The sequence below is a fragment of the Arthrobacter sp. NPDC080086 genome (genome assembly GCF_040702285.1).
In genome coordinates this window covers 1-16640 of sequence record NZ_JBFBKP010000046.1, presented here as the reverse complement: position 1 = coordinate 16640, position 16640 = coordinate 1, and the positions used below count along the sequence as shown (strand labels likewise).

Sequence of the window (16640 nt, the reverse complement as noted above, 5' to 3'; positions counted from 1 at the left end):
CTTCAGTCCTCTTTAAGCGTGACGACGGGGAGGTAGGCGGTGCGGGTGGACCCGTCGATTTGTTCGAAGTCCAGCGGCTGCCAACCGCCGCGGTTAAATCCGGCGCCCTGGTGCAGCGCGTGGGAGAGCAGGGCCCGGATGGAGTTGATGTGGCGTTCGTCGGCGGGGAGCTGCTCCCAGGCTTCGGCGAGGGTGGCCGCCCCGGCGACGGCGCCGCGGATGGCGGCCTGGTTGGCCTTGCCGGTGCGCGGCGAGCGCGCCCGGTCCGAGTCGCTGAACGCGATCGGGTCCGCCAGCTTGGGCGGGGCCGCGAACTCGTCCGGGTCGAAGAGCTTGATCATGGCCAGCGATTCGAAGCCCGCGTTATAGAGCACGGGCCCGCGGACCAGGCCCGGCCGCTCGCGCTCGTACGGCAGCGAGCGGATCGCCTGCTCGGCCTCCCGCAGCACCTTCCGCAGCCGCACCGACTGGCGGTAGTCGTCGCTCTGCACGTAGGTGTTCAGGCTCTCGCTGAGCTTGCCGTAGATCCGCTGGATCTGGCTGTGCTGGCTGCGGAGTTCGGCGACGAGGTTCTTCAGCGTCTCCCGTTCCTCATGGCTGAGGTCGTCGGCGAACTGGCGGCTGAGCACCTCGCCGATCGCGGAACGGAAGCGCAGCTGCTGCTGTGGGTCTTCCAGGAAGGCGGTAAAGGACCGGAACGTCCTGCCCTCGGGACTTTGCCGGAGCCGCTTGTCCGCCTCGAGGACCTGCGCCATCGTGGCGCCCTTGCTGAGCGACTCCTCGATGATCTGGTTGCGGAGTTCGCCCACCAGTTCCTCGATCCGGTCACGCATCTTCTTGTAGTCGGCGGGCAGGCTGGCCGCGAGGTCCAGGATGTTGCCCGCGGCCTCGACGGCTTCCTCGTCGTCGAGCAGGCCGTCGAATTCCCCGGAGCTGATGTCCTCGATCAGCTGACGCCGTTCGCCGATCTCTTCGTGGAGCGCCTCCAGCCGGGCGCTCTGGTCCGGGTTCGTTTCGTTGGCCAGCTTCTCGACGTCGCCCAGCAACGTGCCCAGGCGGGATCCGTTGAGGGTGGAGCGTTCACTGGAGAGGCTGTCCAGGAACGCCAGCACGCGGGCCGCCGGTTCGGTGACCTCGTAGACAATCTGGCCCGACTGGTTGCGGCGGGTGAGGAAGTTCTTCCGGGTCCACTCGTCGCCGAAGGCCTTGCCGTTCGCCGACCCGCCGAGGCCCGGCTCCTGGCGGCGGAGCTGCTCGAGGAAGGCGTCGACGTCGGCGTGGAACTGTTCCAGCGGCAGCTGCGGCCGGGTGCGGGTGAAGGAGGCCTGCAGAACCGCGATGACCCAGGGGGCGGAGCGGGTCAGCGCCCACGCGGGTCCCTTGGTCAGCAATTCCAGCTCGCGCAGCCGGGCGCTGATGGCGTCCGCGGAGGACAGGGCGGATCCGGGCACGCAACTCTCCTCTCACTGCCGGGGGACGGCAGCCACGCAAAACTGCCAGCTACAACGTTAACGCAGTCACCGCCGGCGCCGGGCTCGCTGCCCCGCACCGCGCTCGCCGACGGCGGTGCGCATGTTTCTGGTGGGGCTCCTGCGATCTGTTCGTGACCTACCACCGGGTAGCGTCTCGATCCCGTATCAAGAGCGTCCGACGCGCCCCGGGACTCTGGAACGGGCCCCCTCCGCCGCCCTACGCTCGGGCTACTGATTCAGCCGAAGCGCCGTTGCAGGAGGAAGAATGCAGTTCGATGCGAGCCTGTTTGATCTGACCACGGTGGAAACCGGGACCCTGGTGTTCGGCGGGACCCTGCTCTTTGCCGCCCTCCTGGCCCTGTTCATCATGACGGCGGCGACCGTGGCCCTGGCACTGCTGGGGGTCGGCAAGCTGGCCTGGTTCCTCGTCGTCCGGACCCTGGTGGGCATGGTCTCCGGCATCAATACGGCGTGGGAGCACCTGGTCCACCACGCGGGCCGGGTGGAACTGCCCGGCGACTTCCCGGGCGAACTGATCGGGCACTCGTCCCCTGGCACCGGCACCTACCCGCGAGTAGTCTTGCGGGACAGCTGAAGGGTCCTCCACCCGCGGCGGATCCAGGGCTTGAGCCGGCCAGTCCGGTGAGGGGAGATGCCCAGTGAGCTCCGCCGTCGACAACCCAGCCGCCCCCGAACCGGGGCCGGACACCGGACAGCCCGCCATCGAGGCCCCGCCGGCCGATGAACTGGGCGCCGGCGCCACCGCCGACACCGCCCGCGCCGTCGCCGAGGCCGCCCGGGACACCAGCTGGGACCGGCCCAGCTTCGCGAAGGGCCTGTACCTTGGCAGCTTCGACCCGGGCCTGATCCATCCGTGGCCACAGGCACCCGCGGACGACGTCGAACGCGGCGAGGCGTTCATGGAGCGGCTCACGGTCTACTGCCGCACCATGTCCGGCCGGGTGATCGAGCGAGAGGCGAAAATCCCGGACGAATACATCAAGGGTCTGGCGGACCTGGGCGCGTTCGGCATGAAGATCCCCCGCGAGTACGGCGGCCTGGGCCTCACGCTGGTCTACTACGGCCGCGCGCTGGCGCTGCTGGGCTCGGTGCATCCGAGCCTGGGGGCGCTGCTCTCCGCCCACCAGTCGATCGGCGTACCCGAACCGGTCAAGGTGTTCGGCACAGCGGAGCAGAAGCGCGAGTACCTGCCCCGGTGCGCGGCCGGCGCGATCACCGCGTTCCTGCTCACCGAGCCCGACGTCGGCAGCGACCCCGCGCGGATGGGCAGCACCGCCATGCCCTCGGACGACGGCTCCTCCTACCTGCTCGACGGGGTGAAGCTGTGGACCACCAACGGGGTGATTGCCGAGTTGGTGGTGGTCATGGCCGTGGTGCCGCCGCGCACGGACCCGGACGGCACCGCGCACCGGGGCGGCATCAGCGCGTTCGTGGTGGAGATGGACTCGCCCGGCATCACGGTGGAGAACCGCAACGCGTTCATGGGCCTGCGGGGCATCGAGAACGGCGTCACCCGCTTCCACCGGGTTCGGGTGCCTGCCGCCAACCGGCTGGGACGGGAGGGTCAGGGCCTCAAGATCGCCCTGACCACGCTGAATACCGGCCGTTTGAGCATCCCGGCCCTCTGCGTGGCGTCGGGTCGCTGGAGCCTCAAGATCGCGCGGGAATGGTCCAACGCCCGCACCCAGTGGGGCCGCCCGGTGGGCCGGCACGAGGCGGTGGGAAAGAAGATTGCCTTCATCGCGGCGAGCGCCTTCGCCCTGGATGCGGTCTTCGAACTGTGCGCCGAGCTGGCCGACGCCGGGCAGAAAGACGTCCGGATCGAGGCGGCGCTGGCGAAGCTCTGGTCTACGGAGATCAGCTGCCGGATCGCGGACGAGCTGGTGCAGATCCGAGGCGGCCGCGGCTTCGAGACGGCGGACTCCCTGCAGGCACGCGGTGAGCGGGCGGTGCCGGCCGAGCAACAGCTGCGGGATATGCGGATCAACCGGATCTTCGAGGGATCCTCGGAAATCATGCGGCTGCTGATCGCGCGGGAGGCCGTGGACGCGCACCTGGCCGCCGCGGGCGCGCTGGCCACCGCGGACGCCAGCCTGCCGGACAAGGCCCGGGCCGCCGTCGGCGCCTCCGGGTTCTACGCCCGCTGGCTGCCGAAACTGCTCGCCGGCAACGGCATGGACCCGCGGTCCTACGGCGAATTCGGCCGGCTGGCACGGCACCTTCGGTACGTCGAGCGCGCCTCACGGAAGCTGGCGCGGCAGACCTTCTACGGGATGGGCCGCTGGCAGGCGGGCCTGGAGCACAAACAGGCGTTCCTGGGCCGGATCGTGGACATCGGCGCCGAGCTGTTCGCGATCTCCGCCTGCTGCTCCCGTGCCGAGATGCTGCTGCGCACCGCGCCGGAGCGCGGGGCGTCCGCCTACGAACTAGCCGATACCTACTGCGCGCAGGCCCGGGTGCGGGTCGAGGAATACTTCGACCAGCTCTGGCGCAACACCGACGACGGCGACCGCGCCCTGACGGCGAGGGTGCTGGCAGGGGACTATGAGTGGCTGGAGGCCGGCGTCCTGGATCAGTCGGAGGGCACCGGACCCTGGATCGCCGACGCCTCCCCGCGCGAGTCGAGGGCGGAAAATCTACACCGGAGCTACCGCTGACCTGCGGCAACATCCGCGATCCCTAATAATAAGCAACCTTGCTATTAAGTGTGGTTGCGTGGTTAGGTATGGCAAGACCTGATGACGGTCGAAGCATTGCCGTGCCCGGCCGGACAAGTCGGCACGGGTCCCCCAATGAAAGCGAGCAGCCATCATGAGCAGCACAGCAGGCCCCGAAGACCGCACCCCCCGCCGCGAGAGCTCGGCGGACATCGAACCGGGCCGCGACGCCCGGATCCACGACGCCCGGCAGGACAGCGCCGAGACCCTCCGACCCGCAGAGACCGACCGTCCTGCCGACGAGACCGCCGGCCACCACGCCGAACACCGCGCGGAAACTCCCGCCGCGGCCGCCGCCGGGACCCGTGCCGAGGAGCGCGAGCACCGCGCGGAGACTCCCGCCGCGGCCGCAGCCGAGACGCGCGCCGAGAACCGTGAACTCCGGGCGGAAGACAGGGCCGGCCACTCCACCGAGACCCGCGCCATGCCCGCCGCCGCCGGCGCCGCAACGGGTGCCGCCGCCGCAACGGCCGCCCGGGACCACCACGACAACCGGCCCATCCACGGCTCGCGCGACCCCCGCCAGGACGGACTGGACCGCCCCGACCGACTGGACCGGGAGACCGTCGTCGAGGAGGTCCCCACCCGCGAAACGGTCGTGGCCCGCGAAAAGGAACAGTTCGGCGGCATCAAGGTCGGCTCCGCCTTCTTCGGCTGGCTCGCCGCCACCGGCATGGCGGTGATCCTGACCGCACTGGTGGCCGCCGCCGGTACCGCCGTCGGCCTCGCCACCAACACCAACGTGAACGATGCCGTGAACCAGGCCTCCGGCAACCAGACCGTGGGCCTCGCCGGCATCATCACCCTTCTGGTGATCCTGTTCCTGTCGTACTACTGCGGCGGCTACGTGGCCGGCCGGATGGCGCGGTTCAATGGCGCGCGGCAGGGCCTCATGGTGTGGATCTGGGCGCTGATCGCCGCCGTCGTCGTCGCCATCCTGGCCATGACCGCCGGCCAGAAGTTCGACGTCCTGGCCAACCTGAACAGCTTCCCGCGCATCCCGGTCAACGAGGGCGACCTCACCACCACCAGCGTGATCGCCGCCGTCGTGGTGGCCGTCGTGGCCCTGGTCGGCGCCATGCTGGGCGGCCTCGCGGGCATGCGCTTCCACCGCAAGGTGGACCGCGCGGGCTTCACCCCGGTGGAAACGGTCGTGGAGCGCTAGCTCCAGCCCTCTTCGGGGAACGGCACCGCTAGCGGCCTTCGACGCCGTCGAGGTAGTACCAGCGCCGGTCCAGCCGGCGGAACCGGCTGGTTTCGCGCTGGACGCCGCGCTCCCCGCCCACCCGGTAGTGGGCCGCGAACTCGACCGTTCCCTCGCTGTCCAGGGGACCGCCGCGGTGGGTTGCGAGGATGTCCAGCCGCCGCCACTGGATCTCCGGATCCAGGTCCAGCTCCGCCGGCCGGGTCTCCGGGTGCCAGGTGCGGAGCAGGTAGTCCGGATCCAGGACCACGAACGCGCTGTACCGGGACCGCATCAGCTGCTCGGCGGTCGGTGCCTCCGCTTCCCCGCGGTGGTACCGGCCGCAGCACTGCCCGTACTGCTCACCGGAGAGGCACGGGCACCGGCCCTCGAACCCTGACTGCTGCACGTGATTCCCTTTCCTCGCCCGATCCCTCGTGGTCCGGAGCTGACACCGACTATATGCCGCTGCCGCGCCACAGAGGGACCGAAGGTATCGGCTTGGACACATCCTGGGTCCGCCGACGTTTCCCGGCGCGTCGGCGGCCGATTCTCCGTAAGGTTAACGGTGGCCGGGAACGGCCCGCAGCAGGCTTGGAAGGGAGAGGCGACGTGGAAGACCCGACGACCACCGCCATGAATCTGACCTACGCCGGCACCCTCGTGATCGGCGTCGTCATGTTCGTCGGCGTCGCGGCGGCCTTCGTCATCACCCTCCTGCTCGCCGGCCTCGGCAGGCTCATCGCCACGCTGGGCATGGCCCTCTTCGGGCGCCGCGCAGGCGCGCCCGCTACTCAGAAACCTGCGACGAAACAGCGTTCGACACTGAAGCCAGCCCGCAAGGAACCGCAGATTTCCCCGGAGTGGGCGGCCGCCGTCGAACGCGCCGATGCCCGGGCCCGCGCACGGGCCGAGGCGGCCGCGGCACCCGAGGTCACCGTCTCCGTCCGCGATCTCCCCGCCGCCGGCCGCCCGGAGCGCAAGGCCAGCTGAGCCCTTACCGTGCCCGGGTATCTGGGCTACGTTGGGACCCATGGAATTCAGATACCTCGGCCACAGCGGCTTCAAGATCTCGGAAATCACCTTCGGCAACTGGCTCACCCACGGCTCGCAGGTGGAGAACGACGTCGCCACCCAGTGCGTGCGGGCGGCGCTCGACGCCGGTATCAGCACCTTCGACACGGCCGACGTCTACGCCAACACGGCCGCCGAGACCGTCCTCGGCGAGGCGCTCAAGGGCGAGCGGCGCGAATCCCTGGAAATCTTCACCAAGGTCTTCGGCCCCACAGGTCCCAAGGGCCACAACGACCTGGGTCTGTCCCGCAAGCACATCATGGAGTCCATTAACGGCTCCCTGTCCCGGCTGCAGACCGACTACGTCGACCTCTACCAGGCCCACCGGTACGACTTCGAGACCCCGCTGGAAGAGACCATGCAGGCCTTCGCCGACATCGTCCGGCAGGGCAAGGCGCTGTACATCGGCGTGAGCGAATGGACCGCGCAGCAGATCCGCGACGGCCACGCCCTCGCCAAGGAACTGGGCTTCCAGCTGATCTCCAACCAGCCGCAGTACTCCATGCTGTGGCGGGTCATCGAGGCCGAGGTCGTCCCCACGTCCGAGGAGCTCGGCCTGTCCCAGATCGTCTGGTCCCCCATGGCCCAGGGCGTGCTCAGCGGCAAGTACCACCCGGGCAAGCCCGCGCCGGAGGGCAGCCGCGCCACCGATTCCAAGGGTGGCGCGCGGATGATCGAGCGCTGGATGTCCGACGAGGTCCTCACCGGCGTGCAGCAACTCAAGCCCATCGCCGACGAGGCCGGGCTGACCATGGCGCAGCTGAGCATCGCCTGGGTGCTGCAGAACAAGAACGTCGCCTCCGCCATCATGGGCGCTTCCCGCCCCGAACAGATCGAGAAGAACGTCGCTGCGGCCGGCGTGAAGCTGGACCAGGGCATCATGGACAAGATCGATGCGGCCATCGGTTCGCTGGCCGAGCGCGATCCGGCGCAGACCAAGTCCCCGGCGTCGCGCGAGGCCTGACGCAGGACTGCACGAGCCCTTTCGGGGGTGGCGCGGCGGGGCCGGCACGACCCGGGGCTGGCGCGCCGGGCCGCCTTGCGGTGGCGGGAGCGTGTTTCGGTTAGGCTCTGCACAACCGACACGATCCCGCCACGCAGGCGGCGGGCCACTCCTTGGGGGAGCCAATGAAAAACCTCTTCGATTTTTCCTTCACCCGGTTCGTCGCGCCGTCGATCGCCAGGATCGTCTACATCCTGATCATGATCGCCCTCGGCGTGATGTACCTCTTCTTCGTCATCTCGGCCTTCGCCAGCCGGAACCCCGTCCTCGGGGTGCTGGTGCTGTTGGTGATCGGCCCGCTGATCGTGATCATCTACCTGGCCCTGGCCCGGATCGGGCTCGAGTCCCTGGTGGCCGGCATCCGGACCGCGGAGAACACCGCGGAACTGATCCGGATGCAGGGCGGCACCCCTCCGGGCGCCCACCTGGGCCCGCAGCAGCACGGCCCGGTGGGTCCGCAGTCCTGGGAGACCCACGGCGGCCAGTACCCGGCACCGCAGCAATCCCAGCAGTACCCGGCACCGCAGCAGCGCCAGCAGTACCCGGGCTCCGGGCAGCCTCCCGCCCCGCCGGCACAGTAACCCGGCGGACGCGGCCCGGCGCGGCAGCCGCGCGGCAGTACAGGCCTAGCGGCCCCGGCGCAGGTGTTCGGCGTTGAGGGCTTCCAGTTCGCTGTCCGTCAGGTCGTCGAAGCTCCGCGCCTCGCGCTTGTCCGTGCGGGAGAACCGCATGAACATCAGGATGATCAGTGGCAGGTCCACGGCCTCGCAGATGAACCAGAGCGCGTCCCCGGCCAGTTGCTGGTCCCGGAGCGCGTCGGGGAACCAGCCGGGGCCGGCCTGCCGCGCCGTCATCAGGTCCAGAACCTGGCCGTTCAGCCGGAGCAGGATGCCGGGGACGGCGTCCACCAGCAACTCGATGAAGACGAAGACGAACTCCAGCGTGATGAAGGCACTGGAGCGGTGGAAGTCGGCCTCCTCGATGATGGGCAGCGCCATCAGCAGGCCCAACAGCGGGATGACCACGGTCAGCAGGGCCTCCGCCAGCGGGTTGGCCCGCAGCACATAGAACGCCGGGGTCAGGAACGTCGAGAAGAGCGCCAGGCCCAGCAGCGGGGCCACCAGGGAATTGCTGACGAAGCGGACCAGGCGGTGGCCCAGCACGAAGTCCAGGCGTCCGGCGCCGCGCTCCGACAAGGCGGCGCGAGCCAGTCCGATGGGTTTTCCGAGGCCGATCAGGAGTGGGACGACGAAGAGCAGCAGCGTGATCTTGACCGTAAACGCCCACCGCAGCCCGGCGCTGTAGACGCCCGTGAATCCGCAGGTCAGCAGCAGGAATGAGCCGAGGCCCAGGAGATAGAAGGCGATCGTGCGCCAGAGCGGCCAGCTGCCTCCCTTTGCCGCCGCGGCCCGAAGTCCCAGGCCGTAGAGGGTGCCGGCGATCAGCGCGAGGACCAGCGCGGTCCAGTCGACCTGCCAAGCGGAAATAACGACGTCGAGAGGTGGCACGCGCCCACCTTACGGGCGTTTCCTAGGAATTCCCCGGGATCGGCGGCGGCGCTATTCGGCCGGGCGGCCCGGCTGCGGGTTCTGTTCCGGCGCGGCGTGCTCGATCACGGCGGCGATGTGCTGGAGCAGGTATTCCTGTCCGGCCACGGTGGGGTGGTCGCCGTCGGGCCCGATCAGGTCCTCGACGTCGTCGCTGATCCAGCCCTCGGCGATGGGGTCCACGAACTCGGCGCCGGCACCCTGCGCGGCGCTCCTGAGCTGGGCCCGGATATCGAGAAGGCCGGGGTCGGGGTCCGTGGTGTACGACGGCGGCCCCACCACGATCAGCTTGGCCGAAGGCGCCACGACCTCCGCGTGGGCCAGCGCCGTCGAGGCCGCCTCGCCGACGTCGTCGGGGGCGTAGCCAAGATCGTTCTCTGAACCAAAGAACACCACGACGCCGGTGTCCGGGGTGACGAACTGGTCCACCTGGCTCCCGAAGGTGCCGTCGGCATCGCCTGGGCGGACGTAGCCGCTGCCGTTTTCCGCGGCATTGATCACCTGGAACCCGGACAGGGCGGGATCCGTTCGGATCAGGGCCGGCCAAGCGTGATCGGGGGACGTGCCGTGGCCGGTGCTGAGCGAATCGCCGACCACCACCACGCGCACCGCGGGTGCCGCTGTGACCGCCGGCTGCGAGGAACTGGCGAGGGCCGCCGCTACCAGGCAGGCCGCAATACCAACGGCGACGTGCCGTCCGTGACCACCGCGCGAAAAGAAGGTGACTGCCATGATCGCCTCCTGCCTGGAACCTGCCGTGTCCGCCCCCGCAGGGACGCTGGATACAGCAACGTTGCCGACTGTTGCCAGTGTAGCCGCGCCCGCTGTGGACGCCACCCCCTGGGCAAACGGGTTCAGGAAGCCGGCGGCGGGACCGGACCGGGCGACGGCGGGACCGGGGCGGGTGGGACTGGTCCGGGCGGGATCGGCGCCGGCCAGGTCGGGCCGGGTGCCGGCGCCGGCTGGAAATCGCCGGGATCGGCGGGGCCGAGATCCAGGTGGAACGGCGGATACTCGTCCCTGAGCAGGGCCACGTAGGCGATGACCCGGTAGACCCACCGGTTGAGCCCCATCAGCAGGTCAAATAGGCCCGGCCAGTATCGGCCGGTGAACAGGAGCACCACCCCCGCGATGAGCACCAGCAGCCCGATCAGGGAGATCCCAGCGTTCTCCTGCACCCATTCGGTGCCGTCCCAGTAGCGCTCCCGGCCGCCCCAGCCGCGCACGGTGCCGGTCAGGATCCCCACGATCAGCAGATGCGGAATCGCCAGCAGCCAGGACTTCACCAGCACCAGGCCGCGGGAGAGCCGCTCCGGGTAGTCGACGTCGAAGTCGGCAGGATAGTCGGTCCGGGCCAGGGTGAAGGGCGGGTAACGGTCCGTGCCCAGCGCCGAGTAGGAATAGAACGCCACCCGCCAGTTCCAGCGGATCACGCCCACGTTGAAGGCAAACAGCGAGCGCGGATACCGGCCGGTGAACAGGATGGCGAACCCCGCGACGATCGTGGTGACCACCAGCGCGAACCACAGGAAGAACAGCACGATGTAGTGCGGGATGGCCAGGAACCACTTCACCAGCCACAGCCACCGGGACAGCTGCGGGTCCAGGTGGCCGCTGAGCCGGGCAGGATAAATGCGCGACGGCGGCGGGTAACCATAGGGTGGCGGCGGCGCGGGATACCCGACCGGCGGCGGACCCCCGCCCGTACCGGCCCAGCCGGAACCGGGGCCGCCCGGCCCTGCGGCCCCCAGCCCCGCCGCGCCCAAGACAATCAGCAGCACCCCGACGCCCAGCAGCACCACCCCGGCGATCAGCAGGCCGATGAAGATCGGCAGCAGGAGCTCCGAACGGACCCCGCCGCTCAGGTCCACGGCCACCGGGCTCGCCGCGTCGGCGTTCATGATGACGACGGCCCAGTTGCCCGGTCGAATGTCCCAGCGCAGCTCCTGGCTGCCCGTCCCGGAGACGGAGGCGGCCCAGAAGGTTTGCTCCGCCGGCCGCCCGGGGGCCTTCGTCCCGGGGACGGTGCGGTAGTCGGCCTGGAAGGGCGAGAACCGGACGTCGGCGAGCTCGGCGTGCGGGACGCCGGCGAGGTAGCCCGCGACGTCGGCCTGGCGGGCGATTCCGATGAACACCGGCCGGGCCGGGTCCGCGGCCGAACCGCGCAGCAGGATGCTGCCCGGCGTCGCCTCCGTCCCGGGAAGTGTCCCGTTGGGGCGCATGCCGCCGTCGTCCAGGATGTTGATCCGGGGAAGCGTCAGCGCGTAGCCGTCCGCCGCGAACCGTTCCGTGGGGGTGGTGAAGTAGCCGCCGTCGCGCTGCTGGTAGTTGGCCCAGCCGGTCGCGGCGGCCCCGGCGAGCAGGCCCAGGCCCAGCAGCGCGGCAAGCGAGCCGAGGACCAGCAGGACTACCCGCCCGGGCCTCATGGCCTTTCCGCCGCCTCCAGTAGCGACTGGCCCCAACGGGTCGCCTTTTCGATCTCTCCGGGCCGCAGCGGGCCCTCACTGCCGCGGACGTAGAACGGCATGGGTTCGGAGATGATGTCCGCCCCATGGTCCTTCAATGACTGGGCCATTTTCTTGGCCGCATCGCCGTGGATGAACATCCTCACCCGGGTGTCGAAGGCGGCGGCCTTCACGCCGGCCAGGTCGCCGTGGCCCAGGCCGGAGAGCAGCTCGGTGACCTTGGGCGTGGGGCGCCAGCCGTTGATCGGACTGCCCAGGACCAGCAGGTCTCCGGCCAGGAGGTCGGAGGGCCGGAAGTCGGTGACCGGGATGGGGTCCGCGTGGAAGACCTCGGCCACGGCTTCGGCCACCGACTTGGTGTTGCCGTAGGCGGAGTCGTAGACAACATGGGCCCTCATCCGCTGATCACCACCTTCAGCGCCTTGGTGTCGGCCGCCCGGGCGAAGGTGTCGTAGGCGTCCAGGAACTGGTCGAAGCGGAATCGGTGGGTGGCGAACTTGGCCGCGGGGATCTTGTGCCGGGCCACCAGCTTCAGCAGCATCGGCGTCGTGTTGGCGTTCACCAGGCCCATGCTGATGCTGATGTTCTGGATCCAGAGGTTCTCAACGTGCAGTTCCACGGGCTTGCCGTGCACGCCCACGTTGGCCACCGTGCCGCCGGGACGGACGATGTCCGTGCACATGCCGAAGGTCGCCGGGACACCCACCGCCTCGATCGCCACGTCCACGCCCAGCCCGTCGGTGCGGGCCAGGACCTGGTCCTTCCAGTCGGCGTCGCTGGAGAGGACGGCGTCGGTGGCCCCGAATTCCCGGGCCTTCTCCAGCCGGTTCGCGTCCAGGTCGACGGCGATGATGGTGGCCGCGCCATAGAGCCCGGCCGTGGCGATCGCCGCGAGGCCAACCGGCCCGGCCCCGATCACCGCAACGGTGTCCCCCGGCTTGACCCGGCCGTACTGCACGCCGATCTCGAAGCCCGTGGGCAGGATGTCGGAGAGCATCACGGCTTCCTCGTCGCTGACGCCCTCTGGCAGCAGGTGCAGCGAATTCTCCGCGTACGGAACCCGGACGAACTCGGCCTGCGTACCGTCGATCAGGTGCCCGAAGACCCAGCCCGTCCCGGACTTCCCCTCCTCTCCGAGGCAGTGCGAGTACAGGCCGGTCTTGCAATTGGCGCAATGCCCGCAGGACTTGATGCAGGAGATGATCACCCGGTCCCCCACCTTGAGGCTGGTCACCGAGGACCCCACCTCGGTGACGGTGCCGACGCCCTCGTGACCCAGGATCCGCCCCTCGGTTACGGCGGGCACGTCGCCCTTGAGGATGTGCAGGTCCGTGCCGCAGATGGTGGTGGTGTCCACCCGGACGATCGCGTCGCTCGGATTGGTGATCACCGGATCCGGGACGTCGGTCCAGGATTTCTTGCCGGGGCCGCCATAGACGAGGGCTTTCATGCAGACTCCTTGACTCGAAGGACCACCGGCGGATCGACAATCCGCAGGCGGCAGGGCGTGACGGAGGCATCGATCCCCGAGGAGACGATCGACTGGCGGGCGTGCTCGCGGAGTTCGTCGAAGGCGGCCGCGGTAACCCGGGCATGGCCGAGGTCCACGACGATTTCGAAGCCCACGAACTTGGCGACCACCCGCCGGCAGACGACATAGAGCGCGCGGATGTTCGTCGTCGTCACGACGCCGCGCACGTCCACCCGGACTGTCTCGGACGCCGGGTCAGCGTGCAGCACCACCTTGATGCGCGGGTCCCCGTGGGACGGATGCGCCAAAAAGGACCTTGCGCGGCTGCTGTGATGAGCGTGTCCCAAGGGGCTCATGGCGCCTCAGCGCTCCCCGCGAAGCCCGGCGTCGCCGGTCCCCGCTGCCGCGTCTCCTGCTGCCGGTCATTCACCATGGCGGATCTCCTGCCTTTCCTGCCCAAGCTGGAAAGTGCAACTGCCATTTCCTCACCCCAGGGTCATAGCGAGACCGAAATTTCCTCGCAGGCGCTTCCCCAATTCCCCAAAATTGCCGTGCTGGATTCGCCTCATACCCAGAGTGAGGGTGCCGTTCTGCCCGGGCAAGGGGACAAAGGTCCCTTGGACTGCCGCCGCCGGCGGGTGCTGATACTGGTGTGCGTTGTGTGGCTGTTGCTACGTGGATTGCCGCCGTCCGGGGACCCCTTTAGCCTTGCTGCTATGCCTAAAGCAGCCCCCGACGGCGGCGCGCCGGACCTTCTTCTCACCGGCGTCCACCAGCCGGACGATATGACGCCGTGTGACATCCTCCTGAGCGGCGGGCGGGTCGCGGCCATCGCCCCCGCGGGGTCCCACGCAACGGTTCCGCCCGGGACACGGCGGGTGGAGTTCGACGGCCGCTTCGTGATTCCCGGGCTGTGGGACGAGCACGTGCACATGAACCAGTGGGCGCTGACGCTGGGGCGGGTGGACCTCTCTGGGGCCGCGGCGGCGCGGGAGGCCGCCGCCGTCGTCGGGGCTCACGTTGGCGGCGTGCGCGGTGGCGGCGTGCGCGACGGCGGCGCATCCTCCTCCGGCGGCCGGACGCTGGTCGGCGTCGGCTTCCGCGACGCAGCGTGGGCCGACGCCCCCAGCCTGGAGCTGCTGGACGGGACGACCGGCGGTGTCCCCGTGGCGCTGATCAGCCACGACCTGCACTGCGTCTGGCTGAATTCGGCCGCGGCTGTGCGCTACGGGGTGAACCCGGGCCCGGACGGCCTGCTCCGCGAGGAGCCGGCGTTCGCGCTGACCCGTGAGCTGGGCCGCCTGCCGGATTCGGATGTGGACGCGCTGGTCCGCTCCGCGGGTGCGGCGGCCGCGGCGCGGGGCATCGTGGGGATCGTGGACCTCGAGATGGTGTGGAATAGGGATCCCTGGCTGCGCCGGATCGCCGACGGGTTCGACTCGTTCCGGGTGGAGGCGGGGGTATACCCGCTGGACCTGGACCGGGCCGTGGCGGAGGGGATGCGGACCGGCCAGCAGGTTCCGGGCGGCGCCGGCCTGCTCAGCGTCGGGCCGCTGAAGGTGCTGATCGACGGGTCCCTGAACACCCGCACTGCGTACTGCGTGGACCCCTATCCGCACGGCGGCCGCGGGTTGCTGACGGTGAGCGAGTCGGAGTTGCTGGAGTTGCTGGTGCGGGCCCGCGATACCGGGTTCGTGCCAGCGGTCCATGCGATCGGCGATGGCGCCAACGAGGTCGCGCTGAACGCCTTCGCCGCCGCGGGCGTGAAGGGACGCATCGAACACGCACAGTTCGTCCGGCAGCAGGACTTTGCCCGCTTCGGCGAGCTAGGGCTGACCGCCAGCGTCCAGCCGGCGCACGCGCTGGATGACCGCGACGCCGCCGATGCCAACTGGGCGGGCCGGACGGACCGGGCCTTCCCGCTGCGGTCCCTGCTCGACGCTGGGGCCACGCTGGCGCTCGGCTCGGACGCGCCCGTGGCTCCAATGGAGCCGTGGACAACGATGTCCGCCGCGACCACCCGAGCACGCGGCGACGGGCGGGAGCCGTGGCATCCGGAGCAGGCGCTGACGCGGCGGGAGGCACTGGCGGCCTCCGCCCGCGGGCGTTCCCGCATCCGCGTCGGCGACACGGCCGACGTCGTCGTCCTGGAGGGCGATCCGCTCACCGTGGACGACGCCGCATTCACCGCGATGCCAGTGGCCGCGACGCTGGTGGCGGGACGGTTCAGCTTCGGCGGCTAGGTGCCTGGACCAAGTTCGCGAACGGCAGCCGGCCAAACTCTTCGACGAAGGCCGCGTGGTAGGACGCCAGAGCCGGGGCCAACTCGTCGACGGGAAGCTCGCTCCAGGCGACGATGAGCCGGTCCGCGGCGGCCAGCTGCCAGATGAGGCGGCCGTCCCAGTGCCCCGGCGGCCTGCCCCGGCCGAAGTCGACGAATTCCTGGATCTGCCGCCGGAGCCCGCGGTTACCCTTGCTGCCGGGGCCGGCCTTGCCCAGGTAGAGGATGTCGGCGCCTTCCACCCACTCGGCCTTCAGTGTTTCCTGCGGGAGGCCGGGGTTCTTTTTCTTGAAGACTCCAGCGGTGCTCCTGGCCAGGAACTGCGGCTCGGCTGCCTCCGGGCCGCCCGCGGGCAGCAGGAGGGCGAAAATCCCGGGTTTCTGCGGGACGCGGTTGATCTCAAGCTCGCCCAGGGGCCGAAATCCGGTGAAGCCGTCACGCTTCAGTGACGCTCTGTTCAGGGGCATGGATTCCTCGGGGAGTGCTTGGATACGGCAAGTTCCAGTATGAACGGTGGGAGTGCTGCGGGTGCAGTCGGGGTTGAGGCTGACGGCGGGCACGGGCCGTGCATGCTCTCCCGGAGCACGGGCCGGGACCCCCGTTCCGTGCAGATGACGAGAGGCGCTGGGGCGGTTGGTTTTCGGGCCCCGCGGCCAGCGGGCGCCTGAACGGACGACGGCGATACGCGCGCCCGTCCTGCGCCTCGGACCGGAAGTGCTCCACTGACGGCATTCGCGTAGTTCCCTTCGCCGCTAGGGATCTCTCCGCGTTCTGCCTTTAAATGTCAGACCCCTCCGATTGAATGGGTTCATGGAAGGCAGTCGGAAGCTTTTCGAGAATGTGGTCGCCGCGGACCTGGTGGGAGATGCGGCGGCGATCATCGATGAGCTCCGTGCGCTGGAGGACCGGAAGTCGGCGATCTCCGCCCGGCAGGCACGACTGGCGGTGGCGCTGGATCTGGTCCGGCGGCGGGAACAGGCCGCTCTTGGCTTGCCGGCGGACCAGCTCGGCACCGGGGTGGGGGCGGAGGTTGCGTTGGCGCGGCGGGAATCCCCGGTCAAAGGCTCACGTCTGCTGGGTCTGGCGCGGGCGTTGGTGACGGAGATGCCGCGCACCCTGGCCGCCCTCGAAATCGGGCGCCTGAACGAGTGGCGTGCCACACTGTTGGTCCGTGAGACCGCCTGCCTGGACGCCGCCGACCGTGGCGCGGTGGACGAGGAACTCGCCGCCGAAACCGGGACTTTCGACGGCGCCGGAGACCGGGCCATCATCTCCGCCGCCAAGGCCGCCGCGTACCGGCACGACCCGCGCTCCGTCACCCAACGGGCAGCCCACGCCGAAACCGAACGCAGTGTCAGTCTCCGACCGGCCCCGGACACCATGTGCTACCTCACCGCTCTGCTCCC

17 protein-coding genes are annotated in these 16640 nt (G+C 69.8%); 8 read left to right on the top strand and 9 right to left on the bottom strand.

Going from position 1 to position 16640, the window contains the following annotated elements; all coding sequences use genetic code 11:
- Positions 1–2: 2 nt before the first annotated feature.
- Positions 3–1451 carry a DUF3375 family protein gene (locus AB0305_RS15135; RefSeq protein ID WP_364138402.1) on the bottom strand — a complete coding sequence of 483 codons (1449 nt, stop codon included), beginning with the start codon at positions 1449–1451 and terminating at the stop codon, positions 3–5.
- A 286-nt stretch (positions 1452–1737) separates the two neighbouring features.
- Between AB0305_RS15135 and AB0305_RS15130 the strand changes: the two genes are divergently transcribed.
- The 3 genes from AB0305_RS15130 (at position 1738) to AB0305_RS15120 (ending at position 5375) form a co-directional block, all read left to right on the top strand.
- Positions 1738–2067, top strand: a complete 330-nt coding sequence (locus tag AB0305_RS15130) for a hypothetical protein (RefSeq protein WP_364138399.1) — start codon at positions 1738–1740, stop codon at positions 2065–2067.
- Between the two features lie 127 nt (positions 2068–2194).
- The gene (locus tag AB0305_RS15125) at positions 2195–4150 is read left to right on the top strand and encodes an acyl-CoA dehydrogenase family protein (RefSeq protein ID WP_364138471.1); all 1956 of its coding nucleotides are present in this window, start codon (positions 2195–2197) and stop codon (positions 4148–4150) included.
- A 484-nt stretch (positions 4151–4634) separates the two neighbouring features.
- Entirely contained in the window at positions 4635–5375 is a 741-nt protein-coding gene (locus AB0305_RS15120) for a hypothetical protein (RefSeq protein WP_290257319.1), read from the top strand.
- Between the two features lie 28 nt (positions 5376–5403).
- Here the strand turns inward: AB0305_RS15120 and AB0305_RS15115 are convergent, their stop codons facing one another.
- Positions 5404–5802 carry a YchJ family protein gene (locus AB0305_RS15115; RefSeq protein ID WP_290257269.1) on the bottom strand — a complete coding sequence of 133 codons (399 nt, stop codon included), beginning with the start codon at positions 5800–5802 and terminating at the stop codon, positions 5404–5406.
- Between the two features lie 203 nt (positions 5803–6005).
- On the opposite strand from AB0305_RS15115, the gene AB0305_RS15110 reads away from it, so the two are divergent.
- From AB0305_RS15110 to AB0305_RS15100, 3 genes are all read left to right on the top strand, one after another.
- A complete protein-coding gene (locus AB0305_RS15110) occupies positions 6006–6386 on the top strand; it encodes a hypothetical protein (protein ID WP_364138396.1) in 381 nt (126 codons plus the stop codon).
- A gap of 40 nt (positions 6387–6426) precedes the next feature.
- The gene (locus AB0305_RS15105; RefSeq protein ID WP_290257267.1) at positions 6427–7431 is read left to right on the top strand and encodes an aldo/keto reductase family protein; all 1005 of its coding nucleotides are present in this window, start codon (positions 6427–6429) and stop codon (positions 7429–7431) included.
- 164 nt (positions 7432–7595) lie between these two features.
- The gene (locus AB0305_RS15100) at positions 7596–8051 is read left to right on the top strand and encodes a DUF4282 domain-containing protein (RefSeq protein WP_364138393.1); all 456 of its coding nucleotides are present in this window, start codon (positions 7596–7598) and stop codon (positions 8049–8051) included.
- Positions 8052–8096: 45 nt separating this feature from the next.
- Here AB0305_RS15100 and AB0305_RS15095 read toward each other — a convergent pair whose 3' ends face one another.
- The 6 genes from AB0305_RS15095 to AB0305_RS15070 form a co-directional block, all read right to left on the bottom strand.
- A complete protein-coding gene (locus tag AB0305_RS15095; RefSeq protein ID WP_290257265.1) occupies positions 8097–8978 on the bottom strand; it encodes a cytochrome c oxidase assembly protein in 882 nt (293 codons plus the stop codon).
- A 51-nt stretch (positions 8979–9029) separates the two neighbouring features.
- The gene (locus AB0305_RS15090; protein ID WP_290257264.1) at positions 9030–9749 is read right to left on the bottom strand and encodes an SGNH/GDSL hydrolase family protein; all 720 of its coding nucleotides are present in this window, start codon (positions 9747–9749) and stop codon (positions 9030–9032) included.
- A 122-nt stretch (positions 9750–9871) separates the two neighbouring features.
- Entirely contained in the window at positions 9872–11443 is a 1572-nt protein-coding gene (locus AB0305_RS15085; RefSeq protein WP_364138389.1) for a DUF4389 domain-containing protein, read from the bottom strand.
- Entirely contained in the window at positions 11440–11880 is a 441-nt protein-coding gene (locus AB0305_RS15080) for a flavodoxin domain-containing protein (protein WP_364138387.1), read from the bottom strand. Before AB0305_RS15080 ends, AB0305_RS15085 begins: the two co-directional genes overlap by 4 nt.
- Positions 11877–12932, bottom strand: coding sequence for a zinc-dependent alcohol dehydrogenase family protein (locus AB0305_RS15075; RefSeq protein ID WP_364138384.1), 1056 nt, complete (start codon positions 12930–12932; stop codon positions 11877–11879). The genes AB0305_RS15080 and AB0305_RS15075 overlap by 4 nt, the downstream gene beginning before the upstream one ends.
- On the bottom strand, positions 12929–13261 hold the full coding sequence (locus tag AB0305_RS15070) for a hypothetical protein (protein ID WP_290257260.1): 333 nt from the start codon (positions 13259–13261) through the stop codon (positions 12929–12931). Before AB0305_RS15070 ends, AB0305_RS15075 begins: the two co-directional genes overlap by 4 nt.
- 408 nt (positions 13262–13669) lie before the next feature.
- Between AB0305_RS15070 and AB0305_RS15065 the strand changes: the two genes are divergently transcribed.
- Positions 13670–15196, top strand: coding sequence for an amidohydrolase family protein (locus AB0305_RS15065; RefSeq protein WP_366173302.1), 1527 nt, complete (start codon positions 13670–13672; stop codon positions 15194–15196).
- Here the strand turns inward: AB0305_RS15065 and AB0305_RS15060 are convergent.
- Complete coding sequence (locus tag AB0305_RS15060) at positions 15180–15701, bottom strand: hypothetical protein (RefSeq protein ID WP_364138378.1); 522 nt, start codon at positions 15699–15701, stop codon at positions 15180–15182. The two genes, AB0305_RS15065 and AB0305_RS15060, sit on opposite strands and share 17 nt — an antisense overlap.
- 343 nt (positions 15702–16044) lie before the next feature.
- On the opposite strand from AB0305_RS15060, the gene AB0305_RS15055 reads away from it, so the two are divergent.
- Positions 16045–16640, top strand: a 596-nt coding sequence (locus AB0305_RS15055) for a DUF222 domain-containing protein (protein ID WP_366173299.1), incomplete at its 3' end; no start/stop codon positions are given.